The organism is Rhizobium sp. ERR 942, assembly GCF_007828395.1.
Lineage (GTDB): Bacteria > Pseudomonadota > Alphaproteobacteria > Rhizobiales > Rhizobiaceae > Rhizobium > Rhizobium dioscoreae.
Map to the genome: position 1 here is coordinate 1067515 of NZ_VIUA01000002.1, position 23586 is coordinate 1091100.

Consider the following 23586-nt stretch of genomic DNA (forward strand, 5'->3'; position numbering starts at 1 on the left):
TCGGGTGGCAGGCTCGTTCGAAGCGTGCCCTAATTGTCACCGTTTAGGACGCGCTCGATTTCCTCGACACGATCGCGACGGCGCTTCAGCCGTTTGCCGATGCGGCCAAACCAGCGTTTGCGCTTGGTCGCCTCGCGGCTTGCCTGGAGCTGTTCGATGAAGACCTCGCTGACGGCACCATTCTCGACCCGATCGAATATCCAGCAGAATGACGCAGGCAGTCTGGCTACACGGAATTGGGGCTTCGCGCTCGCTGCGTCCTCGGCGATGATTTCCTCCAGAACCACCTGATCCCACACGTCAGGCTTGGCAAGACATCCTTCCCGCCAGCGCTCGATGAGCTCCGCCGCGCCGGGCGTGTCGTTGATGAGAATCGTCGCGCTGATAAGACGGGCATCGAACTCATAGTAGACTGCAATATCGCATTCGAGTTTACGAAGCTCCGGCCAGGGATTGCGGTGGAAGACTGCATCGACGTCGACATAAAGAATAGGCCCGCGCAGCCTCGCCCTTTCCTGCAGAAGGAAGCCGGGTTTCAGCCCGGCATTCAGTACCCAGCTGCCGGCGCTGGGCACTGCCGTTGCATGTACCTTCAGCCCGATCCGCTCCGCCGAATGGGCCATACGCTCCTTTTCCTGTTCGTAAAAACTGCCTTCGGTAAAAAACGCCACAATCGGGCCGTCGGCGCTGGTTGCCGCGGATTTACGTTCGGCCAGATCCTGTTTTGCCGGGAAGGGGACGATCAATGCACGCTGCTGCGGGCTCCAGGGGCGAATTTTATTGAGGATATTCAAGAAGGCACCTTCGGGATGTGTGAGCTTCAATCGACTATCCGCCACCCCGAAGCGTAGCGGACAAGATTGAGAGTTTGGATGAATGGAGCATTTAGTCTGGCCGATGGCGGAAACGTCACATCGTTGGCGTTCGTACAGGATTGGCAAACCATTTGATCTTCGCTAATCGATTGTCATGTCCGATAATGTCATCAAGTTTGAACGCCGTCCGAAGCCGAAACCGCCGAGACAAACGCCTCCCTGGCTCAAGCGTTTGCTGGCGATTTTGGCCATCATTGCATTTTTCGTAGCAGCCTTTGCTTATTTCACGCTGAAGAACGGCGGAGCCGGCCCAACATTCTGACAGCTCGAGACCTATGCGATCTCGGGTCGATTGTCCGCTCAGGTATGGGGACGGCGGCGCTTTGATTTGCGCGCTTTGCGGCTGCATTATGGCCTTCGACGGCCGTTCCACCTTTAGGCCCCAAGCTTCCTTGTCACGTCATCGTCCCCATCGGGCGAGGTTCGCAACGCAGCTTTTTCGCAAAACAGCTGAAACTTGGGATAGGTTTGTTCGATAATCTATAGAATCTATAGAATTTAATCGCAATGGGTTGGAATCTTCATCCTTGTACTCGGCAGAGGACAATTCAAACCGGGAGATATCAATGAGCGATGCGAACAGAGACGCTTTGAAATTCGCCTACTGGGTGCCGAATGTGTCGGGCGGGTTGGTCATCTCGAACATCGAGCAGCGCACGAGCTGGACGATCGACTACAACAGAAAGCTTGCGCAGATCGCCGAGGCGAGTGGTTTCGACTATGCGCTGAGCCAGATACGCTTCACGGCGGGCTACGGCGCGGAGTTTCAGCATGAATCCGTTTCCTTCAGCCATGCCCTGCTGGAATCGACGACGAAATTGAAAGTCATTGCGGCAATCCTGCCCGGGCCATGGACGCCGGCGCTGGCAGCGAAGCAGATCGCCACCATCAACCACCTGACCAACGGCCGTGTCGCCGTCAATATCGTCAGCGGCTGGTTTCGCGGCGAGTTCGCGGCCATCGGCGAGCACTGGCTCGATCATGACGAGCGCTACCGCCGCTCGGAGGAATTCATCCGGGCGCTGCGCGGCATCTGGACCGAAGACAGCTTCACTTTCCGTGGCGATTTCTATCGGTTCACCGATTATTCGCTGAAGCCGAAGCCGATCGATCCGCAGCCGGAAATTTTTCAGGGTGGCTCGTCGCGTGCGGCCCGCGACATGGCCTCGCGCGTATCTGACTGGTATTTCACCAATGGCAATACGCCCGAGGAGATTGCCAAGCAGGTGGACGATATCCAATCCAAGGCAAAAGCGAACGGCCATCATGTGCGCATCGGCGTCAACGCCTTCGCGATCGTGCGCGAGACTGAAGAGGAAGCCAAGGCGGTTCTTGCCGAGATTGTCGAGAAAGCCAATCCCGATGCCGTCAAGGCCTTCGGGCACGAGGTGAAGAATGCCGGCAAGGCTTCACCGGAAGGCGAGGGCAATTGGGCGAAATCCAGCTTCGAAGATCTGGTGCAGTATAATGACGGTTTCCGCTCTAACCTGATCGGCACGCCGCAGCAGGTTGCCGAGCGCATTATCGCTCTGAAGCAGGCGGGTGCCGATCTGATCCTTCTCGGCTTCCTGCATTTCCAGGAAGAGGTCGAATATTTCGGCAAGCACGTCATTCCGCTAGTGCGTGCGCTCGAGGAAATTCGGGATGCTGTTGCTGTGGCTGCTGAGTAAGCGCTTCCCCCACACAACATCGCTTTGATCTCCCGCGCTTTTCAAAGCTGGCGCCCATATTTCGGCGAACAGCGGCAGCGAGATGCAAACAACCTCACTCACCGGCAAGATTTTCCTTTGCCGGTGAGTGAGAACTTTTCCCAGATATTTCAATCGATTGATGGAGATATTTCATACCGGCGCGGCCTGGTCACGGGTGGAAGTTCATCCCTAAGTTTCTATATTCCAGGGATGCTCATGGTCTGACAAACAGGAAGAGGAGCAGGACATGATATTGACTTCACAAGACGTCACCTCCGTACTCGGCCCTGTAGACGAGACCCTTATCGCTGATATCGTTGCGACAGGTGCAACGCCGACGGAACTGTCCGAGGCGTGGGCTTGGGTCAACAGCGATGAGGCTTTGATCGGCGAAGGCCGCCATCTGCCCGACGGCAAGGTGGCAGCGCTGGTGGATCTGCTTTCCGCCGATGACGAGGAATGGGAAGAATAGCAATTCGCGCCCTTCTCAGGGCTTGAGGCAAGCCATGCCGCCACCTATGCGCGGCATGGCTCCAGCTAAAGGCTAAAGCTCGACCTTTACATTGTCGCCCATGTCGGGTCTTCTATTCGAGACTGCGGCGGCCGCCATCTTGATGTAGCTGATGATGCTGCCGGGGCTATCCCAATATTCGGCGAAGACAGGCGTTACCTTCAAAACACGGATCGAAGGATCATCGGCACTATCCCACCAGGCCCTGGCGCCCGTGGACCAGAGATCTCTGACGCGTTCGCGGTCGTTACTGACTTCAGCCGTCCCGGATATCGAAACATATTTTTGACTCCGGGTGTCGGCAAAGGCAAGGCAGACATTCGGCCAGCGGGCGATCTCCTCATCCTTGTGGCCCGCAACATCCGTCAGGAAATAGATTGCATTTTCAATTGGCTCCGGATGCGCCGCCATCGGCCGGGCGCGCAGGCTGCCGGATATTTGCGTGGTCAACATGCAAAAGCCGATCTTGTCGACCAGCTCCCAAACGCGGGCGTTTTCGTCGGTCTCGGTCATGGCTGTCTCCTGTTCTTGATTGCAAAAGGATGGAGCGGGTGAAATCATCCCGATGAAGCCTACGGCTGCTCGCGGGTTCCTGGTGCAGCCTCACGCTCATCCGCATCTTCGAGATCGCTCTTTACGACGAAGGCATCGTCGTGCTGGCGCACGGCCTCCTTCTCCGCTTCGATATTGGGCAGGTCGTCGGGAGTGCGCTCCTTGACGTGCTCCGACGTCGCGTCGATCTCGCCTTTGGTCTGGTCGGCCGGAACGGATCCAATCCCATGATGCGCAGCGTCATGCTCGGTCCTTGCATTGCCTTTGTCTTGTTGCGTGTCCGTCATGTCGATTTTCCTGTTTGTCTGATCCGCAAGATCTCGCGTCACGTCGAATGCAGCAGGGCCGGGAGCTTTTCCGCGTGAAAAGGAGGCCGGGCCATATCAATCAAACCGTACGGCAGCCGCATTGTTCCGTATCGGCTGGGGCGTAATGACAAGGTTTCGCGGCCGGCGGGATGGGTAGAAGGGAACCTTGAACCCGAATTTGCGTCTTCCTACGTGAGTAGCAGTCGAGGCTTTATGAGCTCGACTGCAATCACGTCTGTTAGGAGTGACCAAAATGGAAGATAGAACCAGAACCATCGAAGACCTCACCGTCGAAGAGCGCGAGGAAATCCTCATCGACGCCGCCCGGACGCTGGAGGGCAACGCACGCGAGGCTCTCGTCGAAGGCAATCAGCAATTTGCGGCGCTTTCCACCAATATGGCGCAAGCGATCCGCATCCACGCCGACGAACTGGCGCGCGACGATCCCGAACAAGCGGAAGAATTGCTGCAGCAGGCTGTCGCAATGATCTCGCAGTTCAATGCTACTCATCCTTACCGGTTGATCAGCACGGCTGTTCACTAGTCGGCCCGATGCCCTACTTCTTGTCTCGACAACACCACCCGGAGGATTTCGATGTCAGAACTCATAGTGCTTGGTTTCGATGATGCCGATAAGGCGGATGCTATCCTTAATCGTCTCGTTCAGCTCGAGAAGGAATATCTGATCGATCTGGAAGATGCCGTTATCGCCATTCGCGACGAATCCGGTAAGGTCCGTCTCAAGCAGAGCGTCAATCTGACCGCTGCCGGTGCCGCAAGCGGCGGTCTTTCGGGTGCGTTGTGGGGTTCGCTCGTTGGCCTGATCTTCCTCAATCCTCTTGCGGGCCTGGTGGTCGGCGGTGCGATCGGTGCCGGCTCCGGTGCTCTCGCCGGGTCGATGGCCGATTACGGCATCGATGACGGCCTCATCGAAAAGCTCGCCGAAACCATTCCGGTGCATAGTTCCGCGCTCTTCCTGCTGATCCGCAAGGTTCAGCCCGAGAAGGTCCTCGCCGAATTCAAGGGCGAGCATGCGCGGCTGTTGCGCACCTCGCTTTCACCGGAACAGGAAGCACGGCTGCGACAAGTTCTCGTTGAGGAGACCTCGCCGACGTCTGCGGCGTCCGCCACCGTTTGAGCGTAAAATCCGATCCGTAACGGTCAGTCAAGGACGTGCTTCCGCAGAGGGCACGGCGAGCCATCGGATGATTTGCCATTATTCGCTCTCCTTCCATATCAGGCCGAACACTGCCATTGTAATTCGCGGGTTCATCCCGCGATCGGCGTTGCAGCAGGGGGAGGGGCAAGACCCTAACGGCCATTGTCAGCATACGTTTTCAGACCAAAAGTAGCGCGATGACCGAACCCGTATCGCCTCAAAGCCAGCCCCCGCCAAAGCCCAGGATATCGCTGATCCAGACCAAACGCGCGGCGGTGCAGGCGTTGCGTGTTATGATCGCCTGCACGATCACCTATGCCGTCTCCCAGCTTCTGCAACTTCAGCAAGGCTATTGGGCCGTCTTCACGGTGCTGATCGTCATGCAGGCATCGGTCGGCGCCACCGCCGGCATGGCTGTCGACCGTCTGGTGGCGACCGTCGCCGGAGCTATGCTCGGAGGAGCAGCGGTGTTCGTCACACCGCACGAGCCGCTCGCTATCGGGATCGCACTTATCTGTGTCGTCGGCTTTTCTAGCTTTGTGTCGGCGCGCGTGCCTCGCCTGCGCAATGCCGGGTTGACGGCGGCGATCGTCATGCTGACGCATTCCGCCGCCGTTCCCGTCGAGATTTTCGTCATCGACCGCATCGCCGAGATCACGTTGGGCGGTGTCGTGGGCGTGCTCGCCAGTCTCTTCATCCTGCCGACGCGTTCGCGGACCATGGTGCTCGATCGTTTCGGATCGGCCCTCGATGTCATGGCGCAGATATTGCGCACTCTGGCAACCGCAGTCGAAAAAGGCGAGCCGGTCTCGGCTTCCGAAGCCAATATCGCGCTGCGTCAATCGCTGATGGCAACGGAAACGCTTTTGACCGACGCCCAGCGCGAGCGCGCCTTTTGGTTGACGAAGCATGGGATTTCTGAGGCCATTCCTCGCTCCCTCTGGCGCATTCGCAACGACATGACCTATGTCAGCCATATCGTGGAAACGCCCTTCCCACCGGCGATCGTCGAAGCGATCGGGCCGCAAGCAGGACAAGTGCTCGAGGCACAGGCCTGCTTCGCGGAAGCATGTGGCCGGGCGCTTCGTTCAGGCGGCGAGATCGATCCCAAGGTGCTCTCCGCCGGTGATGAGGCCTTCGAAGCCGCTTTCAGCGCTCTGCAGAATTCGACAGAGGCCCAATCGATGGGCTTCAGCGAAACCGGCCGTCTATTCGGCCTTGATTTCACCTTGCGCCGGATGCGGCAGAATTTTTTGGATCTTGCCGACCGCATCCGCGAAAGCGATGTCAATGAAAAGGCCGGCGGGCTCGGGTAAGCCGGCCGGCCCTGAAACAATCACCAACTCCACATGGTCCCATCGGAAAGCCGCGCGACGTCGAGATAGGCCTGCCGATACGGATATTTCTCGGCCGCTTTCTCGTCGAAGTCGACGCCGTGGCCCGGCTTTTCGCCGCTGTAGAGGTGGCCGTCCTTCAGATGCCATTCATGCGGGAAGACGTTTTTGGCTTCGTCCGGATGGAAGGCATATTCCTGGATGCCGAAATTCGGCACCCAGCGATCGAAATGCAGAGCCGCGCCCATCGTGATCGGCGACATGTCGGCCGCGCCATGGCAGGCCGTGCGGATGTGATAGAGGCCGGCGAGATCGGCGATGCGCCGCACATGGGTAATGCCGCCGGCATGCAGCGGCGTCGTGCGGATATAGTCGATCAGCTGCTCCTGGATCAGCTGGCGGCAATCATGGATCGAGTTGAAGACCTCGCCGAGTGCGAGCGGCGTGGTCGAGTGCTGGCGGATGAGGCGGAAGGATTCCTGGTTTTCGGCTGGAACTGCGTCTTCGAGCCAGAAGAGCCTGTGGCGCTCCACATCCTTCGCAAGCCCTGCCGCTTCCTGCGGCGTCAGGCGATGGTGGACGTCGTGCAGCAGGTGGAGATCATAACCGAAGCGATCGCGCAGATGGTCGAGGAGCTTCGGCAGGAACCGCAGATAGGTCGGCGTATCCCATAGCGTTTCCCGTGGCTTGTCTTCCGCCTGGGCCAGCGAACCGACCTTTTCGACGCCATAGGTGATGGGCAGGCCGGGAACGGCGCTCTGCACGCGGATTGCCTTCCACCCCTGTTCCTTGAAGGCGGCGACCTTGTCACCCGTCTCTTCGATCGTCTCGCCGTTGGCATGGGTATAGGCCAGCATATGCGTGCGGCTGGCGCCACCGAGCAGTTGATAGAGCGGCATGTTGGCCGCCTTGGCCTTGATGTCCCACAGCGCCACGTCGACGGCGGCGATTGCCGCCATAGTGATCGGGCCGCGGCGCCAATAGGCGCCCTTGTAGAAATACTGCCAGATATCCTCGATCTGCGATGCATCGCGGCCGATGAGGCAGGGAACGAGGTGATCCTGCAAATAGGAAGCGACGGCCAGTTCGCGGCCGTTCACCGTGGCGTCGCCGATGCCGTAAATCCCTTCGTCCGTCTCGATCTTGAGCGTGACAAAGTTGCGTCCGGGCGAGCAGACGATGACCTTCGCATTGGTGATTTTCATGGGAACCCTTTCATGGTCTAAGGATCTAAATCATGCCTTCGGATCGGCGATCGGTTCGATGCGGCCGAGGACGAAGACATAGGAGACGATGCCGATCGCCAGCATCGCGCCGGCCAGAAGGAAGGCGCGGCTGAAGGACTGCGTGGCGCCGACGATGAAGCCTGTGATGATCGGCGCGGCGATACCGGTGACGCTGTTGAGGAAGTTCATGATGCCGCCAACCGTGGCCGCGCCACCTTTGGGAGCGATCAGCGCGGGGATCGACCATCCGGCCGGTGCGGCAGCGGCAAGGCCGCTCAGCGAAATCGTGATCCAGAGGATAGCCCAATAGGGATCGGCCGTGAGGCCGGCGCCGACGACGGCAAGACCCATCAGCATGCCGAAAACGATGATCGACTTGCGAACCTTGGATTCGTCGTGGCCCTTGCGGATGAGATGGTCGATCAGCCAGCCGCCGATGAGGAGATCCGAAATCGTCGCGAAGATCCATGGGATCGTCGTGAAGCTTGCCGATTTCAGGATGTCCATGTGCATCTCCTTGACCAGATAATCCGGCAGCCAGAAGATGAAGAGGGCGAAAGCATAGCCATAGGCGGCAAAGCCAATGGAAAGGCCCCAGACCTTGCGATTGCGCAGGAGGTAGCTGAGCATGCCGACGGCATTGGCCGAGGCTTCGCCTTCCTGGGCAGCGCCGCCGGCCTTCAGATAGGCCCGCTCCTCATCGGAAAGGTTCCTGTCGGCACTGGGGTCGCGGTAGAACAACCAGAACATGGCAAAGAAGACGAAGCTGATGATAGCCGTCGCCAGGAAGCCGCCGCGCCAGCCGAAATGCAGCATCAGGAAGGCGACCAGCGGGATGGCGATGACATTGGAGAATTTCGCGGCAGCATCGAAGAGCGCGGTTGCGAGACCGCGTTCATGGCGCGGGAACCAATAGCCGGTCGCCTTCGAATTGGCCGGGAAGCCCGGAGTTTCCGCTACGCCCAGAAGCATGCGGGAAAGAAAGAGCGTCTGCATGCCCGTCGAAAAGGCTGTGATGACGGAGGCGACACCCCAGGAGAATGTGCTCCAACGCATGACCCGCATTACGCCGAAACGGTCAAGCAGCATTCCGACGGGAATTTGCAGGAAACCGTAGGTCCAGCCGAAAGCGCTGAACAGGATGCCCATTTCCGCAGGGCCGATGTGAAAATCGTCCTGAATGAGCGGCGAAGCGACCGTCAGGTTCACGCGGTCGAAATAATTGACGAGAACGCCGAGCGCGAGAAGCGCGCCGATCCACCAGCGTCGATTGGTGGATGGCCGGCGTATGGCGCCAACGGCTGATGCGTGTTCGATTGCCATAGATTCCTCCCTCTAAGAAATATCACGCTACTAATCTGAAATTTCACATGAGGCAATGATTTTGATATAAGCAGCCAAAAGTCAATGCCGACCCTCGTGAATCGGGCGGGAGGGACGTTGGTGAGTTGGAGCGGGAAAAGATCGACAGCGCGATGGTTAAGAAGGAAAAACAGTCTCGAAGCCTATCGGAGGAGGCCTATGATCGCCTTGAAAGCATGATCGTTTCCACAGAACTGATGCCCGGCGCACGCTACACGATCCAGCAGTTGCAGCAGCAGGCGGGGCTCGGCCGCACACCCGTTCATGATGCGGTTAAGCGCCTTTCCGCAAATCAGCTCATCCATGTCAGTCCGCGCTCGGGCCTACGGATCGCGCCTGTCAATCTGGCGCAGGAGCGGACCTTGCTTCCCTTGCGTACGGAAATGGAGGCGATTGCCTGCGGGCTTGCGACCGAGCGGGCGACGCCTCAGGATCACAAGATCCTCAGAACCTTCATTACCGATCTGGAGGCTTCCAAGGCGGAACTCAGCCTTGAGCGATTCAATGTCACCGACCGGCTATTGAATAGAGCGATCCTGACGGCATCCGGAGAGCCGCTCCTGGCGAACACGCTCATTCCACTCCAGACGCTCTATCGCCGTACCGGATGGATCTATCACACCTATCTCGGCCCTGGCGCCCCGATGGAGACAACTGTCGAAAGCCATATATCGCTGCTGCGCTTCATCGTTTCGGGAGATCGCGGCCGCACGGAGAAGTTTGTGCGTGAGATGATGGAGGATCTCGGCAATATGTTGCTGAAGGTGCGCCAGTCGATCGATCCGGCAACACTCGATGTCAGCCTTGCCGATATAGCTGTCAGGACCGGTGTCGCCGGGCCGATCAACTGATCGAGCAGGTATCCCGCAAATTCGACATGGCGCGGGTTGAAGTGCCGCCTTACGACGGCGCTTTGGCGTCACGAATGTTGCAGGTTCCGCTCGACGGCCTTATCGGTCAGCCGGCGCCCGCCAGCATCGAACAGGCAGATCCGTTCCGTCCGCGGCTGCAGCCAGATCGTCTCTTCCGGTTCGATATCGAGCCGGTCATGGAAGACGGTGACGATTGTCTGCCCGCCCACCGTCGCCGTTATATGCGTCTCGGAACCAAGCGGCTCGACGACCACCACGCGCGCGGGAATGCCGATATTTGCGGGCGAGAGGGTGAAATATTCCGGCCGGATGCCGTAGACGCCTTCCACGCCGTAAACCCTGGGTGCATTGTCGGGCAGGGGCAGCAGGACGCCCTCATTGGTCTTGAAGACAGGCTTTCCGCCATCAGTGTCGAAGCGTCCATTCAGGAGGTTCATGGCTGGCGAGCCGATGAATGCGGCAACGAAGGTGCTTTGCGGGTTGTCGTAAAGCTCGAGCGGCTTACCGATCTGCTCGATATGGCCGCCGTTCATGACGACGATGCGGTCGGCCATGGTCATGGCTTCAACTTGGTCGTGGGTGACGTAAACGGTCGTCGTTGCCAGGCGCCGGTGCAGGCTCTTGATCTCGGCACGCATGGCGACGCGAAGCTTCGCGTCCAGATTGGACAGAGGTTCGTCGAACAGAAAGACTTGCGGATTGCGGACGATCGAACGGCCCATGGCGACGCGCTGGCGCTGGCCGCCGGAGAGCTGGCGGGGATAGCGCCCGAGGAGATCGGTGAGGCCGAGAATCTGCGCGGCATGTGCCACGCGCTTTTGCTTTTCTTCCTTGGCGGCTCCGGCAAGTGTCAGCGAGAAGGCCATGTTTTCAGCGACCGTCATATGCGGGTAGAGCGCATAATTCTGGAAGACCATGGATATGTCGCGTTCCTTGGGCGGCAGGTTGTTGACGACGCGCCCGCCGATGCCGATCGTGCCGCCGGTAATATCTTCAAGGCCGGCGATCATCCTGAGCAGGGTTGACTTGCCGCAGCCCGAGGGGCCAACAAGGACGACGAATTCGCCGTCGGCAATGTCGGCCGAGACGCCGTGGAGAACCTCCACGGCGCCATAAGCCTTGCGTGCCTTATCGATGATGACCGTTGCCATCATACTTCTCCGATCCGGATCTCATTCGACGACAAGGCGCCTTCATGGATGAGAAGGCCGACACCGCCGTCACGGAAGGCATCGGCGGCGGTATCGTTAGCCGTCACCGAAACACCGTCGGCCTCGAAGGTGATGCGTGCACCCTGCGCCGAGACCTTCATGGCGATATGCTTGTCGAACTCGGTCTTGAAGGCGGTTTCGGCAAGAACCTTGGTTTCCTCGTCGCGCACCTTGACGATCTGCATCTTGCCGTCGCGCGTCACGCGTGCGCCGTAGTATCGGCGCAGGCCCTGAGCGCGGATGGCAAGGCCGCCGTAATTGCCGAGATGGATCATAACCTGGCCTGAAGCCTGGTAATCGGTCCATTGGCGCGTGCCATGAATGATGATGCCTTCGCCTCGGTTCTGCGCGATGCGGAAGGCGGCCGGGAAGCGCTTGGAGAAGAAGCTTGCGCCGTTCACCCAGGCCATGCGCCAGAAATCGCCGTCGCCAGCCGGGCGCTTCAATGTCAGTTGGGGCGCGCCGTCCCAGCGGAGATAATCCAGGAACACGCGGCCATCGGCGCGCCTCCCGCTGCCGGCTACTGTGATGCCGATCTCCGCGATGGGCTGGCCGTCGGTCTCAGGAAGGGTCCATTCGAGAATGGCTTCCGAGCCGGGCTCTATGACAACCGGCGCCGAGTCGATGTCGCTCAATTGGTCGCGTTCATCATAGATCCGGATGCGCAAACGCGCTTCGATTGTGCCGCGGTTCTGCGCGTCGGCCTTGGCGCGGGCCTTTACCGTCTGGCCGGGATAGACGAGCGGCGTCGCCATCAGGTCGTAGGTGCGCATGTCGAGCATTTCTCGCGGCGAGAAGGTCGGCGTAGTCACCACGGCGCTTTGCGCCGGCCCGAGGGCTTCGTAATCGATTGTCAGCGCGCGCCCGCTTTCGAATTCGGTATTGCCGACACGCACGCCGCTTGCCGCGCCGAGACCTGTCAGTGGGCGGAAGCCTTGCTGGCTGCCAGGAAGCGAGAAATGAAACTGCGCGCCGTTCTTCGGAGCCTCGAGCGATTGATGGCCGGCAAGCTGTAGACCGAGATTTGTCAGGAAATAGGCCTGGCGCACGGCATCGTTGATGGAGTTGCCGCCGTCAGCTGAGGAGATCAGCATGCGGTCGGCGATGGGGCCGCGGAAGTCAGGGCCTTCGGCAAGTCCATCAAGGCCATTCATTATGCCGAGCAGGCAGCCGACATTGCCGGCGTTACAATCGGTATCCCAGCCCGATGTATTGACGATCATCTGCGCCTTCTGGAAATCGTGCGGCGCATAGAGCACCGTCATGATCATCAACGCGTGATTGGGCATGATATGGCAGTTGCCGGGATATTTGTCGTAGCCGTAATTGTCCTGGATCTTCTGGCGTGTGTCGCGCCAATCGGGATGCACCTTGTGCCAGGCCCTGATGTCGGCAATCAGCCGGGCGATCTGGCTATCGCTTGGGATCTGCTTGAGCCCGGTATCGATCAGATGGTCGATGTCGGAGGTGACGAAAGCCTCGGCTTCCATCGCTGCCCAGAGCATGGCGGCATAAACGGATTCGCCATCATGGCTGACCTTGCCGGCCTGTTCTGCAAGCTTGGCCGCGAGTTCCGGCTGACCGGGGGCAACCATCGCCCATCCATCGATGAAGATCTGGGCGCCGATCTGCTCGGCAACGCCCTGGCCATTGGTGGTGATCGAACCGGACTGCGGGGCCGGCACGCCCTTCTTGAGATTAAGCCAGGCGGTGTGTTCGGTGGAGTTGCCGTTGCCGCCCCACCAGAGGATCGCGCGTTCCTCGACGATGTAATTGAGCCAGGCCTTGCCGATTTCTTCGGCGGAGAGGTTCGGCTTGATGCCGTAATCTTCCAGCGCGCGGATGAAGGTGAAGGTGCCTGCGACATCGTCGTCGGTGACGACGAGCGGCTGGTTCAGGCGTTCATGCACGTAATATTCGATAGGGCCGAGTTCCTCCATGATCTTCTGGTAGGTCCATCCCTCGAAGGGACGGCCGAGATAGACGCCGATGAGCTTGCCCAGGACACCAGCATAGACGCGTTCGAGATAGTCGTTCGGAAGCTGCATTGCTTACTCCATTTATCGATAAATTCGTTCAGCCTTTGACGGAGCCGCCAGCCATGCCTTCGATGAAGCGCTTCTGCATGAAGACGAAAAGCGCGACGACAGGCACGACGATGATGAGCGCTGCGGCCATGATCTCCCCCCAATCGGAGCTGTACTGGCCGGACAGCAGGAAGAAGGCGATGACGGCTGTCATGTTCTCCTGTTTTTGCAGGAAGGTCGTGGCGATCAGGAACTCGTTCCAGGAGTTCAGACCGATGATCAGCGCCACGGTAAGGATGCCCGGCGAGACGATCGGCAGCATCACCCGCCAGAAGACCTGCCAATGCGTAGCGCCGTCGACGATCGCTGCTTCCTCAAGCTCCTTTGGAACCGCCAGGAAATAGGTTCTGAGCAGCATCACGGCAAAGGGGCTGTAGAGCGCTGTGTAGATCAGCGCCACGCCGAAGATGTTGTTGATGAGCCCGAGCTTGGCGAAGCCGAAATAGAGCGGGAAGATATAGAGCTGGATCGGTGCGGTCGTGGTCGCCAGCAGATAGAAGGTGAAGATCTTCCAGCTTTTGATCTTGCGGCGCGCGATGACATAGGCCGTCAGCGATGATGTGGTGCAGACGAGCGCGATCGTCGTGCCGGAGACGATCAGCGAATTGACGAAAGTCTTCGAGAATTTCGCGTGGTTCCAGGCATTGGCAAAATTCTGCCAACGGATCGGCTGCGGCAAGCCGAGCGGATTCTGCACGATCTGAGCCGCCGGCTTCAGTGAGTTCAGCACCAGAAGCGCGATCGGGAAGAGGGCGATGAAGGCGAATATGCCGAGAAGGATATAGCAGACCCAGAGGGTCAGGCGGCTTTCCACGAGCCTCATTGCTCGCCCTCCCTGGTCTGGATGCGCACGTAAAAGAAGGTGCCGATCAGCCCGAACAGGCTGATTACGAGGGCTGCGGCGGCCGCTTGTCCGACGTTCAGATCATAAAAGGCCTTGCGATAGGCGAGTGTCGAAAGCAGTTCGCTGGAGAAGGCTGGGCCGCCCTGGGTGAGGATGTAGACGAAATCGAAGGCGAGGAACGACCAGATGACGGTCATGATCATCATCAGCGTGATCGTCGGCCGGATGCCGGGAAGCAGCACATAGCGCATCATCTGGACATAGGTCGCGCCCTCGATGCGGGCCGCCTCGATCTGTTCCTGTGGCACCTGGCGGAGTGCGGCGAAGAAAATGACGCAGAGAAAGCCCCACCAGTGCCAGAGGTCGACGGTCGCGACGCCGAACAGCGCGATCGGCGGTTGGGTCAGCGGATTAGGGATCGGCAGCCCGTATTTCTTGAGGAGGCCGAAGACACCGGTCACGGGGCTATAGATCATACCCTGCCAGATGCGGGCCGTGATCGCGGTCGCGATGACGACGGGCAGGAAATAGACGACCTGAAAGAAATTGCTGCCGCGGCGCACGATCAGCAGCATCGAGGCGGCAAGCAGCCCCATGAGGATTGGCACCGTCAGGAAGACGATGGTCCAGATGATGTTGTTGCCGAGCGCCAGCCAGAAGACGCGGTCACCGGCAAGCGCGCGGAAATTGTCGAGGCCCGCAAAGGTGGGCGGGGAAATGCCGTCCCAATTGCAGAAGGCGAGTGCCACCGTCAGCAAAGCAGGGACGAGGACGATGATGATATTAATGATCATCGTCGGAACGAGATAAAGTCGGTGCATAATATCCTCCGGACGAGGACGGTGCTTTCAACGCCGTCCTGCGGCGGCTTGTCAGGTGCGGGGTGGGACCGCCGGCGCCTTGCCGGCGTCGCGTTCCTGCTTGAAGGTCTCGTCAAGCTTCTTCAGGAAGTCGGCCGACTTCGTTTTCTTGAGCCAGACCTCTTCCATGCCGCTGACCAGGTATGTGTCTGTGGCCGGCGGCAGGAAGGTCCAGGTCGTGTAGCCGTATTTGCCGGCGGCGACTGCGCCTGCCAGCTGCTTCATGGCGTCCTCGTAAAGAGGCAGGACTTTATCGGAGAGCTTGACCTTGGAGAGATCGGCCAGCGGCAGGTTCCATTCGCCCTGCCAGACCGAGTTCATCTTGCTGTAGTAGTCGTCGGTGAACATGTAATCGAGAACGGCAGCGGCGCCATCGGCATTGCCTGACTTGGCGTTGATCGACAGCGTCGAGCCGATGCCAAGTGCGAAGATCGGATCGCCCTTCTCGCTCGGGAAGCCGACGAAGCCGGGCTCCGCGTTGTTCTGCGGAAAATAGGTCTGGACGTTGGTGAAATTCCACGTGCCTGTCGGTGCCATTCCGGCCTGGCCGCTGGCGATCTGCGCGAAGGCCTGTTCCAGTGTCAGCGAGAAGTAGTTGTCGCCGAAATATCCCTTGTCCCACCACTCCGCGAGCTTGTCGATCGAGTGGACAAAGGCGGGATCTGTCCACGAAATGGCGCCTGTCAGCGCCTTGTAGACATTCTCGGGTCCGGCAATAGAATTGATGGCGATCGAGACATAATGCTCGTTGGCCGGGCGCCAGTCGGCATTGCCGGCACCGAATGGGGTCAGGCCCTTGGCCTTCATCTCGTCGGCAAGCGCCTCGAAATCAGATATGGTCGTTGGCACCTTCCATTTGTTCTGGTCGAACAAGGTCTTGTTGTAAAAGAGGCCGAGCGTTTCGTATGTCTTCGCGAGCGCATAGAGCTTGCCGTTGTAGCGGCCGAGATCGAGGAAGAGCGGCAGCAGACGCTCGTCCCATCCGTATTTCTTGGCGTAGTCGTCAAGCGGCATAAGCTGACCGGCCTGTGCCATTGCCGCGACATAGCTCGGGCCGGCCGTGAAGACGACATCGGGGCCTGTGCCGGCCAGCATCGCGACGCGCAGCTGCTTGTCGAGATCCGAGCCGCGGAAATCGATACTCAGGAGGTCTTCGGGATGTGCCGCATTGAACGGGTCGATCAGAATGTTCTTGAGGTTATCCTGGTTCTCCGGCGAAGCGGATTCGTACCAGAAGGATACCGGCTTCTGATCCGCCGCGAAGGTGAAGCGGGACATGAGCGGCAGGGCAGCCAGGCCGAAGCCGGCTTTCAAAACTGTACGTCTGTGCATCGGTTTTCTCCTCCCGATTTGGTTTTATTCGTTGCTCGTCGAACCCCTGACGATGAGATCGAAGGGCATTTCAACGGCGGTTCCAGCACCGGTCTTCTCTCCGCGCAGGCGGTCCATCAGTGTCTGCGCGGCACGTTCTCCCATTTTCCATTGAAACTGCGCGACCGTCGTCAGCGTTGGGGTGACAAGCTTGGCGGCGGAAATATCGTCGAAACCGACGACGGCGATATCTTCGGGGATGCGGATGCCGCGCTCGCGCAGCGACTGCATCACCCCGATCGCCATCAGGTCGTTTGCGGCGAAGACGGCGGTCGGTCTGAAATCGCCGCTGAGGATGCTCTCGGCCGCGCGGACGCCGCCCATCTCGGAAAATTCGTCATCGATGACAACATGGTCGGGATGGCCGAACTCTGCGAGCGCCTTACGATAACCCTCGATACGGTGTGCCTGCGGACCGCCGCGCCCGGCGACGAGCGCGATGCGCTTATGACCGAGGCCCAGCAGATATTCCGTCACCGTCTGCGCCGCCGCCCTGCTGTCGACATAGATGTCGTCGATCGGGATTTCGCCGCCGCGTTTCTTGGATGATTCAATTCTTACTATGGGAACGCCGGCTTCGACCAATGGATTGAAATCCTTGGCCTTCAGCGTGAAGAAGACGCCGACCACGCCATCGACACGGCCCTGTCGGGCCCAATCGAGAAAATGACGTTCCCGCTCGGGCGTCCCGTCGGTGTTGACCGTGATCACATCGTAGTTCTGGCCGTCAGCGACCGACTGAATGCCGCGGATCAAAGACGGATAGAACGGATTGGTGATGTCAGGCACGATGCAGGCGATGGTCATCGTGCGGCTCGTCTTGAGCGCTTGTGCAAAACGGTTTGGCACGTAGCCAAGGTCCTTTGCCGCCTTGGTGATACGCTCCCATGTCTCCGCCGGGATGGATGCTCCGCCGCCGCTCAGCACCATGGAAACGGTAGCCTGCGAAACCCCCGCAGCCCTTGCGACATCCTTTTGCGTTGCTCGTCCGTTTTTCATCACTCACTTTGCTTATACGTATTAGTTATACGTATCAATAAAAGTTCGCAGGCTGAGTGTCAAGCGTCGTCATCGCCTCTGCCCATGCTTTTGGCGGAGAGGCTGCCGTGCTTTGGAGAGGTGCCGTTTATCGATATGGGCGTTCGCCTCAGGGCGCTCTGGCCTGCTCGGCCGAGCTTCATGGAAGCTTGCCCTTCCAACGCGAAATTTTGAGTAGCTCACTACATAATCAATTAATGGTTGAAATCTAAAATGCGAAAATATGGAGAGACCATCACGTCGGCATGATTTGGATTTCATCAGGGTGGCAGCATTTTTGCTGCTGATCGTCTACCACGTTAGCCTGATTTATAATTCGAGAAATTTCATGCTGAAGGCGCCGGACAGTTCTCCCGCCTTCGATATAATCCATTTGTTGACGCATCCGTGGCGAATGACGTTGCTGTTTTTCATCTCAGGCGCCGTGACGGGCATGCTGCTTGTGAAGCGTCCTCCAGGCGCATTGAGGAGTGCGCGGACAAGACAACTATTGCTGCCTTTTCTGGCGGGCATGGTATTTCTGATTCCACCACAGATATATGTGTTTTTGAACGCTGAGATGGGTGTGCATATCAGCCTTTTGGAGGTCTTCTGGAATTATCTGACCTTGACTCCGGTTTCCTTGCCGAGCGGTGAGCAGACGCTCCTCGCCGGCATGCAGCATCTTTGGTATCTCCTGTATCTGTGGAGTTATACCGTGATCATTACGCTCGCGGTAGCGGTGTGGCCATCGTTGTTGCCCTATATGGGAGATCGGCTTGCGCCCTGGCTTACGGGCAAATGGGTACTGATAGCGCCCGCCTTGCTATTTATCTTACTGCGGCTCGTCTTGAGACCAATTTTCCCCCCATCACTGGAGTTTTTGACGGATTGGTACAGTCATGCCGTTTATATGGCCGCGTTCCTGATGGGAGCTGTGATGGCAACGCGTGACGATTGCTGGGATGCTATTGTCAACATGCGGAGGCCGGCATTGATTCTGACGGTCGCTTGCGCGGTGGCTTTGGTATGCCTGTTTCCCAGCCTGCCTTCCAGTGATCCAGAAATGTGGCGGCTGTCTGTAGGGAGGGTGCTTGGTGGTACGTTCCAGTGGTGCGCGATCGTCGCCGTTCTCGGCTATGCGAGGATTTGGTGCCGATCGGAAAACGCCGTGATCCGCTATCTCAACAGGGCAGTTCTCACCTACTACGTTCTCCACCAGACCGTTATGCTGCTGATCGCCTATGGGTTGGATCGTATTGGGCTCTTGTCCGCCGTGTCGTTTATCCCGATTTCCGTTGCGACTTTGGCAATCTGCGCTGTGGCTTACGAACTGAAGCTTCGTCTGGAGAGTGCCGCGAACGCAATGTTTCGTCCGCACGCTGCCTGATATCACGAGCGAGCTTGGCAAATCGGATTCTTATCGATCGTCAATTGTCGGGAGCTGGCCGCGCAACCGGCTCCCGTTGCGATGATCTACAGGTCGCGATCGATGGCATCGCGCTTAAAACATGGCGCTCCAAATAGGCGGCGGCAGTCAGAGACTGGCTGCCAACAATCAATGATCTGAGACGGATCGCAATCTCTACATCTCAGGCTCTCAATGCACCGCTCCCGATCCGCCAGCCGCAACGATTGCAAAGGGTTGCCCCTCGACGGGAATGCTGCGGACTTCCTTCAGCGATTGATTATCGACCATGCGCACGAGGCTGTGGTGCGGATCGGTAATGGCGACGAGGTTGCCGGCCATCGCCAGGCGAGGCCGCGGGTCGCGCCAGTGGCCGTCCTTGCTGTAAGGCTCGGTAACGGTTTCGGATTTCACGATCGCGCCTTTCACGACGTCAAGAAGGTGCAGATTGCCGTCCTCCGTGAGAATGTAGGCGATCTGCGGCTTTGCCGGATCGAGCACGAAATCGACCCGTCGTGTCGGCAGTTCGATCAGCTTGTATGGTTGGTCAGAATTGTCCGGATCGATCAATACGACGTTCTGCTCACCATAATTGCCGAGGAAGTATTGCATGGACGTGCCGCCGAGCAATGTCGAGACCTTGCCCTTTGGCAGGGAGGGGGCATAGGCAAGCATCTCAACCTTTGGGCCGTCGATGCCGCCAGGGCGCGCGATCAGGACACCTTCCTCGCAGCCGAAGGCAACCAGCCGGGCGGAGGTCGCTTCCCCATGAAGCCCTGTGCAGCGCTTGATATCGCCGACCTGTTCTCCCTTTCGGTCTAACACGCGCAAGCCGAGGCGCGGCGGCAATTCGCCTTCCTTGAGAGGTGCCTCCATGTTCGGCGCCGACACGAGAAGATGGTTGCCCATCGGAACGGCAACGCCATGGTGGGCGGCGATCGTCCGGAACGAACGAATATCTGCTTTGCCTTCGGCAAGGTCACTTTCGGACAGGAGATCGAACTTGTCGTCGCGATCATAGAAGATCGCGACATCGTTGCTGTGTGTCACCACATGCCCGGGCTTTTCGCCCTTGATCGATGCTGGAAGCAATTTCGGATCGGAAAGCTCGATATCGCGATGTTCGCCGTGGTCGGAGAGGGATATGCCGGTTGCTATCGCGTGGACCACATTCTTTTCGCCTTGCACGGCAAATATGGTGCGGCCGGATTGACTGAGAGACAGGGAGGCATGGCCGTCAAGATCGAACCGGCCGATTTCCTTCCCACTCGAGGCATCGATCGCGCGGACGATCGGCAGGCTGTGATCGGCGACGAATAGGCGCCAGCTTTCCATCTCCTTTTCGTCGTCGGCAAACGATGGAAAGGCAAGCAGGAGGGCGCAAGCCAGGGATGAGGCCGCCAGGAGGATACCAGAGCTCGTGTTAGGCATGAAAGGTCCTTTATGTAATAACATTACATGTGCAGCGTAATGAAATAACGCTGTATCTGTCCAGCCCCCCTGTGCACGCATCAGGCGAGATTGTCGGAATTCATCAACATCGAAATGGGCTTGAGGCCATCGAAGCAGTTGACGCAATTTTAACTGAAGATACTATATATAGTGTTCGAGGTTCTTCTGATTCGCAAGGATTGGAGGCTAAGACGGGAATCCGGTCGGCGAACATGATGATCGCTAAGCCGGAGCTGCCCCCGCAACTGTGAGCGGTGAGCATTCGTTCGATGACGTCACTGAGACCCCCGTGTCTTGGGAAGGCGAGACGAATGTTATGACCCGCGAGCCAGGAGACCTGCCTTGAGCATTGACGTCCACGGGCGGGGTGTCCGGCTGGCGAGCGATGATCCATGCGGCATGATGGCCGCCGTCGCTTCCTCGAATACCTCGCTGAAGAACTTCGGGGTGAAGTGCATGTTCCTGAGTATCCATAGTCGCCGGCGCGAGTGACGGACGCTTAAAAGCGTCCGGCCGCCCGCTAGGTTTGCCTCCACTTTTCACCCGACGAGCGGGCATCACCCGATGCCCGAGCGATTTTCCATGCCCATCCATACGAGGATATCTCATGAGCATCACCGTCTACAGCAAGCCCGCCTGCGTCCAGTGCACAGCAACGACCCGCGCGCTTGATCGCCAAGGCATCGACTACACCATCGTCGACGTGTCGACCGATGCCGCCGCCTATGAACTGGTGCAGGGTCTCGGCTATCGCCAGGTTCCCGTCGTTGTTGCCGGTGAACAGCATTGGGCCGGCTTCCGTCCCGACATGATCAGCGCTCTCGCTTAAGGATCCGGGCGGTGGGCGGGATCGTCTATTTCTCCAGCCGGTCGGAAAATACCCATCGCTTCGTTGTCAAGCTCGCATTGCCGGCTGCTCGTATCCCGCTTGCCGTGGGAGACGAGTTTCGTGCGGCCTCGCCCTACGTCCTGATCGTCCCGACCTATTGCGGCGAAGGCGGCAAGGGGGCCGTGCCCAAGCAGGTGATCCGCTTCCTCAACGATACGGGCAACCGTTCGAACATTCGCGGGGTCATCGCCGCGGGCAACAGCAACTTCGGTGCGACCTACGGGATCGCCGGCGACATCATCTCTGCCAAATGCCAGGTGCCGTATCTCTATCGGTTCGAACTTCTGGGCACGGATGAGGATGTCACCAATGTCAGACATGGATTGGAACGATTTTGGATACGCTAAGCTCTTCTTTGTCGCGGGATGCGGGCGAAAAGCCGCATAACACTTTTTCTCATCCCGGGAATGACCGGCAAGCCAAGGCCGCGGAAACCGCTTTAGACTATCACGCCCTGAACGCCATGCTGAACCTCTATGACGAGCACGGAAAAATTCAGCTCGACAAGGACCGCATGGCGGCCAAGCAGTACTTTCTCCAGCACGTCAACCAGAACACGGTCTTCTTCCATAACCTGAGGGAAAAGCTCGATTATCTGGTGACAGAGGGCTATTACGAGCAGGAGGTGCTGGATCAGTATTCCTTCAATTTCGTGCGCGATCTCTTCGACCACGCCTATGCGAAGAAGTTCCGTTTTCCGACCTTCCTCGGCGCCTTCAAATATTACACCAGCTACACGCTGAAGACTTTTGACGGAAAGCGCTATCTGGAGCGCTATGAAGACCGCATCTGCATGGTCGCGCTGACGCTGGCGCAGGGCAGCGAGCAGATTGCGCGCGATCTGGTCGACGAGATCATCTCAGGCCGGTTTCAGCCGGCGACGCCGACCTTCCTCAATGCCGGCAAGAAGCAGCGCGGCGAACTGGTTTCGTGTTTCCTGCTGCGTGTCGAAGACAACATGGAATCGATTGGCCGCGCTATCAATTCCGCGCTGCAGCTGTCGAAACGCGGCGGTGGCGTCGCTCTGTCGCTCACCAATATCCGCGAGGCCGGCGCGCCGATTAAGCATATCGAGAACCAGTCGTCCGGCATCATTCCCGTCATGAAGCTGCTGGAAGACTCCTTCTCCTACGCCAACCAGCTTGGCGCGCGGCAGGGGGCCGGTGCCGTCTACCTGAATGCTCACCATCCCGACATTATGCGCTTTCTCGACACCAAGCGTGAAAATGCCGACGAGAAGATCCGCATCAAGACGCTGTCGCTCGGCGTGGTCATTCCCGACATCACCTTCGAGCTCGCAAAGAACAACGAGGATATGTACCTCTTCTCGCCCTATGACGTGGAGCGCGTCTATGGCGTGCCGTTTACCGAGATTTCGGTGACGGAGAAGTATCGCGAGATGGTCGCCGACAGCCGTATCCGCAAGAAGAAGATCAAGGCGCGCGAATTCTTCCAGGTGATCGCCGAGATCCAGTTCGAGAGCGGCTATCCGTACATCATGTTCGAAGACACGGTGAACCGCGCCAATCCGGTTGCCGGCCGCATCACTATGAGCAATCTCTGCTCGGAAATTCTGCAGGTCAGCGAAGCCAGCGAGTACAACGACGACCTCTCCTATAAGCATATGGGCAAGGACATCTCCTGCAATCTCGGTTCTCTGAATATTGCTGCCGCAATGGACAGCCCGGATTTCGGCAAGACGATCGAGATGTCAATCCGGGCGCTGACCGCCGTCTCCGACATGAGCCATATCTCCTCCGTACCCTCCATCGAAAAGGGTAATGACGAAAGCCATGCGATCGGCCTCGGCCAGATGAACCTGCACGGTTATCTCGCCCGCGAGCGCATTTTCTACGGTTCGGAAGAAGGCGTCGATTTCACCAATATCTATTTCTACACGGTCACCTACCACGCCATTCGCGCCTCGAACGTGCTCGCTGTCGAGCGCGGCCAGAGCTTTAAGGGCTTCGAGAATTCGAAATATGCTTCCGGCGAATATTTCGATAAATATACGAACCGGGAATGGAAGCCGGCGACCAAGCGCGTCGCGGAAATCTTCGAAACCGCCGGCATCGCCATCCCGACGCAGGAAGATTGGCTCGCGTTGAAGAATGCCGTCATGGAAGGCGGGCTCTATAACCAGAACCTGCAGGCCGTGCCGCCGACCGGCTCGATCTCCTACATCAACCACTCGACCTCCTCGATCCACCCGATCGTCTCCAAGATCGAGATTCGCAAGGAAGGCAAGATCGGCCGCGTCTATTATCCAGCCGCCTTCATGACGAACGACAATCTCGACTATTACCAGGACGCCTACGAGATCGGGCCGGAAAAGATCATCGATACCTATGCCGCGGCCACTCAGCATGTCGACCAGGGCCTGTCGCTGACGCTGTTCTTCCGCGATACCGCAACCACGCGCGATATCAACAAGGCGCAGATCTATGCCTGGAAGAAGGGCATCAAGACTATCTACTACATCCGGCTTCGCCAGATGGCGCTCGAAGGCACGCAGGTTCAGGGCTGCGTTTCCTGCACGCTCTGAACCTTTGAGGGA

Annotated in this window: 24 protein-coding genes and 1 riboswitch; of the genes, 12 read left to right on the plus strand and 12 right to left on the minus strand. The window is 58.5% G+C overall.

Annotated elements, in window-relative coordinates:
* Nucleotides 1-29: 29 nt before the first annotated feature.
* On the minus strand, nucleotides 30-824 hold the full coding sequence (locus tag FBZ97_RS11820; RefSeq protein WP_145319749.1) for a putative nucleotide-diphospho-sugar transferase: 795 nt from the start codon (nucleotides 822-824) through the stop codon (nucleotides 30-32).
* A 145-nt stretch (nucleotides 825-969) separates the two neighbouring features.
* On the opposite strand from FBZ97_RS11820, the gene FBZ97_RS34385 reads away from it, so the two are divergent.
* The 3 genes from FBZ97_RS34385 (at nucleotide 970) to FBZ97_RS11830 (ending at nucleotide 3038) form a co-directional block, all read left to right on the plus strand.
* Complete coding sequence (locus FBZ97_RS34385) at nucleotides 970-1137, plus strand: hypothetical protein (RefSeq protein ID WP_173002466.1); 168 nt, start codon at nucleotides 970-972, stop codon at nucleotides 1135-1137.
* Nucleotides 1138-1441: 304 nt separating this feature from the next.
* On the plus strand, nucleotides 1442-2545 hold the full coding sequence (sfnG, locus tag FBZ97_RS11825) for a dimethylsulfone monooxygenase SfnG (protein WP_145319752.1): 1104 nt from the start codon (nucleotides 1442-1444) through the stop codon (nucleotides 2543-2545).
* 268 nt (nucleotides 2546-2813) lie between these two features.
* Entirely contained in the window at nucleotides 2814-3038 is a 225-nt protein-coding gene (locus FBZ97_RS11830; RefSeq protein WP_113329267.1) for a hypothetical protein, read from the plus strand.
* A gap of 72 nt (nucleotides 3039-3110) precedes the next feature.
* Here the strand turns inward: FBZ97_RS11830 and FBZ97_RS11835 are convergent, their stop codons facing one another.
* Nucleotides 3111-3590, minus strand: a complete 480-nt coding sequence (locus tag FBZ97_RS11835) for a pyridoxamine 5'-phosphate oxidase family protein (RefSeq protein ID WP_113420920.1) — start codon at nucleotides 3588-3590, stop codon at nucleotides 3111-3113.
* Nucleotides 3591-3649: 59 nt separating this feature from the next.
* Nucleotides 3650-3916, minus strand: coding sequence for a hypothetical protein (locus FBZ97_RS11840; protein ID WP_145319755.1), 267 nt, complete (start codon nucleotides 3914-3916; stop codon nucleotides 3650-3652).
* 274 nt (nucleotides 3917-4190) lie between these two features.
* Between FBZ97_RS11840 and FBZ97_RS11845 the strand changes: the two genes are divergently transcribed.
* The 3 genes from FBZ97_RS11845 to FBZ97_RS11855 all read left to right on the plus strand — a co-directional run bounded on the left by FBZ97_RS11845 (nucleotide 4191) and on the right by FBZ97_RS11855 (nucleotide 6412).
* Nucleotides 4191-4481: a hypothetical protein gene (locus FBZ97_RS11845; protein ID WP_145319757.1), complete on the plus strand. Its 291-nt coding sequence runs from the start codon at nucleotides 4191-4193 to the stop codon at nucleotides 4479-4481.
* A gap of 51 nt (nucleotides 4482-4532) precedes the next feature.
* On the plus strand, nucleotides 4533-5075 hold the full coding sequence (locus FBZ97_RS11850) for a DUF1269 domain-containing protein (protein WP_113350918.1): 543 nt from the start codon (nucleotides 4533-4535) through the stop codon (nucleotides 5073-5075).
* Nucleotides 5076-5293: 218 nt separating this feature from the next.
* Nucleotides 5294-6412: an FUSC family protein gene (locus FBZ97_RS11855; protein ID WP_145319759.1), complete on the plus strand. Its 1119-nt coding sequence runs from the start codon at nucleotides 5294-5296 to the stop codon at nucleotides 6410-6412.
* A gap of 20 nt (nucleotides 6413-6432) precedes the next feature.
* Here FBZ97_RS11855 and manD read toward each other — a convergent pair whose 3' ends face one another.
* The gene (manD, locus tag FBZ97_RS11860; protein ID WP_113389521.1) at nucleotides 6433-7635 is read right to left on the minus strand and encodes a D-mannonate dehydratase ManD; all 1203 of its coding nucleotides are present in this window, start codon (nucleotides 7633-7635) and stop codon (nucleotides 6433-6435) included.
* A 30-nt stretch (nucleotides 7636-7665) separates the two neighbouring features.
* On the minus strand, nucleotides 7666-8979 hold the full coding sequence (locus tag FBZ97_RS11865; protein ID WP_145319761.1) for an MFS transporter: 1314 nt from the start codon (nucleotides 8977-8979) through the stop codon (nucleotides 7666-7668).
* A gap of 152 nt (nucleotides 8980-9131) precedes the next feature.
* On the opposite strand from FBZ97_RS11865, the gene FBZ97_RS11870 reads away from it, so the two are divergent.
* On the plus strand, nucleotides 9132-9869 hold the full coding sequence (locus tag FBZ97_RS11870) for a GntR family transcriptional regulator (RefSeq protein WP_145319763.1): 738 nt from the start codon (nucleotides 9132-9134) through the stop codon (nucleotides 9867-9869).
* Between the two features lie 68 nt (nucleotides 9870-9937).
* Here FBZ97_RS11870 and ugpC read toward each other — a convergent pair whose 3' ends face one another.
* From ugpC to FBZ97_RS11900, 6 genes are read right to left on the minus strand one after another with little or no spacing between them, the layout of a single operon-like run.
* Complete coding sequence (gene ugpC, locus FBZ97_RS11875; protein WP_145320051.1) at nucleotides 9938-11041, minus strand: sn-glycerol-3-phosphate ABC transporter ATP-binding protein UgpC; 1104 nt, start codon at nucleotides 11039-11041, stop codon at nucleotides 9938-9940.
* A complete protein-coding gene (locus tag FBZ97_RS11880; RefSeq protein ID WP_145319765.1) occupies nucleotides 11041-13149 on the minus strand; it encodes an ADP-ribosylglycohydrolase family protein in 2109 nt (702 codons plus the stop codon). Before FBZ97_RS11880 ends, ugpC begins: the two co-directional genes overlap by 1 nt.
* Before the next feature lie 28 nt (nucleotides 13150-13177).
* Nucleotides 13178-14011 carry a carbohydrate ABC transporter permease gene (locus tag FBZ97_RS11885; protein ID WP_069609990.1) on the minus strand — a complete coding sequence of 278 codons (834 nt, stop codon included), beginning with the start codon at nucleotides 14009-14011 and terminating at the stop codon, nucleotides 13178-13180.
* The gene (locus tag FBZ97_RS11890; protein ID WP_112342902.1) at nucleotides 14008-14853 is read right to left on the minus strand and encodes a sugar ABC transporter permease; all 846 of its coding nucleotides are present in this window, start codon (nucleotides 14851-14853) and stop codon (nucleotides 14008-14010) included. The genes FBZ97_RS11885 and FBZ97_RS11890 overlap by 4 nt, the downstream gene beginning before the upstream one ends.
* Before the next feature lie 51 nt (nucleotides 14854-14904).
* On the minus strand, nucleotides 14905-16224 hold the full coding sequence (locus FBZ97_RS11895; RefSeq protein ID WP_145319767.1) for an extracellular solute-binding protein: 1320 nt from the start codon (nucleotides 16222-16224) through the stop codon (nucleotides 14905-14907).
* Between the two features lie 24 nt (nucleotides 16225-16248).
* Nucleotides 16249-17262 (minus strand): LacI family DNA-binding transcriptional regulator, encoded by a 1014-nt coding sequence (locus FBZ97_RS11900; protein WP_145319769.1) that lies wholly within the window; start codon nucleotides 17260-17262, stop codon nucleotides 16249-16251.
* Nucleotides 17263-17524: 262 nt separating this feature from the next.
* Here FBZ97_RS11900 and FBZ97_RS11905 point away from each other — a divergent pair, with 262 nt between their 5' ends.
* Entirely contained in the window at nucleotides 17525-18670 is a 1146-nt protein-coding gene (locus tag FBZ97_RS11905; protein WP_145319772.1) for an acyltransferase family protein, read from the plus strand.
* A gap of 210 nt (nucleotides 18671-18880) precedes the next feature.
* On the opposite strand, the gene FBZ97_RS11910 is transcribed toward FBZ97_RS11905, so the two are convergent.
* Nucleotides 18881-20119, minus strand: coding sequence for a metallochaperone AztD (locus FBZ97_RS11910; protein WP_145319774.1), 1239 nt, complete (start codon nucleotides 20117-20119; stop codon nucleotides 18881-18883).
* A gap of 161 nt (nucleotides 20120-20280) precedes the next feature.
* Nucleotides 20281-20500, plus strand: a riboswitch (cobalamin riboswitch).
* Here FBZ97_RS11910 and FBZ97_RS34390 point away from each other — a divergent pair.
* The 4 genes from FBZ97_RS34390 (at nucleotide 20483) to nrdE (ending at nucleotide 23574) form a co-directional block, all read left to right on the plus strand.
* Nucleotides 20483-20632, plus strand: a complete 150-nt coding sequence (locus tag FBZ97_RS34390; protein WP_156090755.1) for a hypothetical protein — start codon at nucleotides 20483-20485, stop codon at nucleotides 20630-20632. (Overlaps the previous riboswitch by 18 nt.)
* Nucleotides 20633-20747: 115 nt before the next feature.
* Nucleotides 20748-20969, plus strand: a complete 222-nt coding sequence (gene nrdH / locus FBZ97_RS11915) for a glutaredoxin-like protein NrdH (RefSeq protein WP_113350929.1) — start codon at nucleotides 20748-20750, stop codon at nucleotides 20967-20969.
* Between the two features lie 11 nt (nucleotides 20970-20980).
* Nucleotides 20981-21376 (plus strand): class Ib ribonucleoside-diphosphate reductase assembly flavoprotein NrdI, encoded by a 396-nt coding sequence (gene nrdI / locus FBZ97_RS11920; protein WP_145319776.1) that lies wholly within the window; start codon nucleotides 20981-20983, stop codon nucleotides 21374-21376.
* Between the two features lie 107 nt (nucleotides 21377-21483).
* Nucleotides 21484-23574 (plus strand): class 1b ribonucleoside-diphosphate reductase subunit alpha, encoded by a 2091-nt coding sequence (nrdE, locus tag FBZ97_RS11925; protein ID WP_348642365.1) that lies wholly within the window; start codon nucleotides 21484-21486, stop codon nucleotides 23572-23574.
* Nucleotides 23575-23586 lie beyond the last annotated feature (12 nt).

Coding starts and splice junctions, on each gene's coding strand:
- FBZ97_RS34385 (WP_173002466.1), top strand. CDS start 970: ATGTCCGATAATGTCATCAAGTTTGAACGCCGTCCGAAGCCGAAACCG.
- sfnG (WP_145319752.1), top strand. CDS start 1,442: ATGAGCGATGCGAACAGAGACGCTTTGAAATTCGCCTACTGGGTGCCG.
- FBZ97_RS11830 (WP_113329267.1), top strand. CDS start 2,814: ATGATATTGACTTCACAAGACGTCACCTCCGTACTCGGCCCTGTAGAC.
- FBZ97_RS11835 (WP_113420920.1), bottom strand. CDS start 3,590: ATGACCGAGACCGACGAAAACGCCCGCGTTTGGGAGCTGGTCGACAAG.
- FBZ97_RS11840 (WP_145319755.1), bottom strand. CDS start 3,916: ATGACGGACACGCAACAAGACAAAGGCAATGCAAGGACCGAGCATGAC.
- FBZ97_RS11845 (WP_145319757.1), top strand. CDS start 4,191: ATGGAAGATAGAACCAGAACCATCGAAGACCTCACCGTCGAAGAGCGC.
- FBZ97_RS11850 (WP_113350918.1), top strand. CDS start 4,533: ATGTCAGAACTCATAGTGCTTGGTTTCGATGATGCCGATAAGGCGGAT.
- FBZ97_RS11855 (WP_145319759.1), top strand. CDS start 5,294: ATGACCGAACCCGTATCGCCTCAAAGCCAGCCCCCGCCAAAGCCCAGG.
- manD (WP_113389521.1), bottom strand. CDS start 7,635: ATGAAAATCACCAATGCGAAGGTCATCGTCTGCTCGCCCGGACGCAAC.
- FBZ97_RS11865 (WP_145319761.1), bottom strand. CDS start 8,979: ATGGCAATCGAACACGCATCAGCCGTTGGCGCCATACGCCGGCCATCC.
- FBZ97_RS11870 (WP_145319763.1), top strand. CDS start 9,132: ATGGTTAAGAAGGAAAAACAGTCTCGAAGCCTATCGGAGGAGGCCTAT.
- ugpC (WP_145320051.1), bottom strand. CDS start 11,041: ATGGCAACGGTCATCATCGATAAGGCACGCAAGGCTTATGGCGCCGTG.
- FBZ97_RS11880 (WP_145319765.1), bottom strand. CDS start 13,149: ATGCAGCTTCCGAACGACTATCTCGAACGCGTCTATGCTGGTGTCCTG.
- FBZ97_RS11885 (WP_069609990.1), bottom strand. CDS start 14,011: ATGAGGCTCGTGGAAAGCCGCCTGACCCTCTGGGTCTGCTATATCCTT.
- FBZ97_RS11890 (WP_112342902.1), bottom strand. CDS start 14,853: ATGCACCGACTTTATCTCGTTCCGACGATGATCATTAATATCATCATC.
- FBZ97_RS11895 (WP_145319767.1), bottom strand. CDS start 16,224: ATGCACAGACGTACAGTTTTGAAAGCCGGCTTCGGCCTGGCTGCCCTG.
- FBZ97_RS11900 (WP_145319769.1), bottom strand. CDS start 17,262: ATGAAAAACGGACGAGCAACGCAAAAGGATGTCGCAAGGGCTGCGGGG.
- FBZ97_RS11905 (WP_145319772.1), top strand. CDS start 17,525: ATGGAGAGACCATCACGTCGGCATGATTTGGATTTCATCAGGGTGGCA.
- FBZ97_RS11910 (WP_145319774.1), bottom strand. CDS start 20,119: ATGCCTAACACGAGCTCTGGTATCCTCCTGGCGGCCTCATCCCTGGCT.
- nrdH (WP_113350929.1), top strand. CDS start 20,748: ATGAGCATCACCGTCTACAGCAAGCCCGCCTGCGTCCAGTGCACAGCA.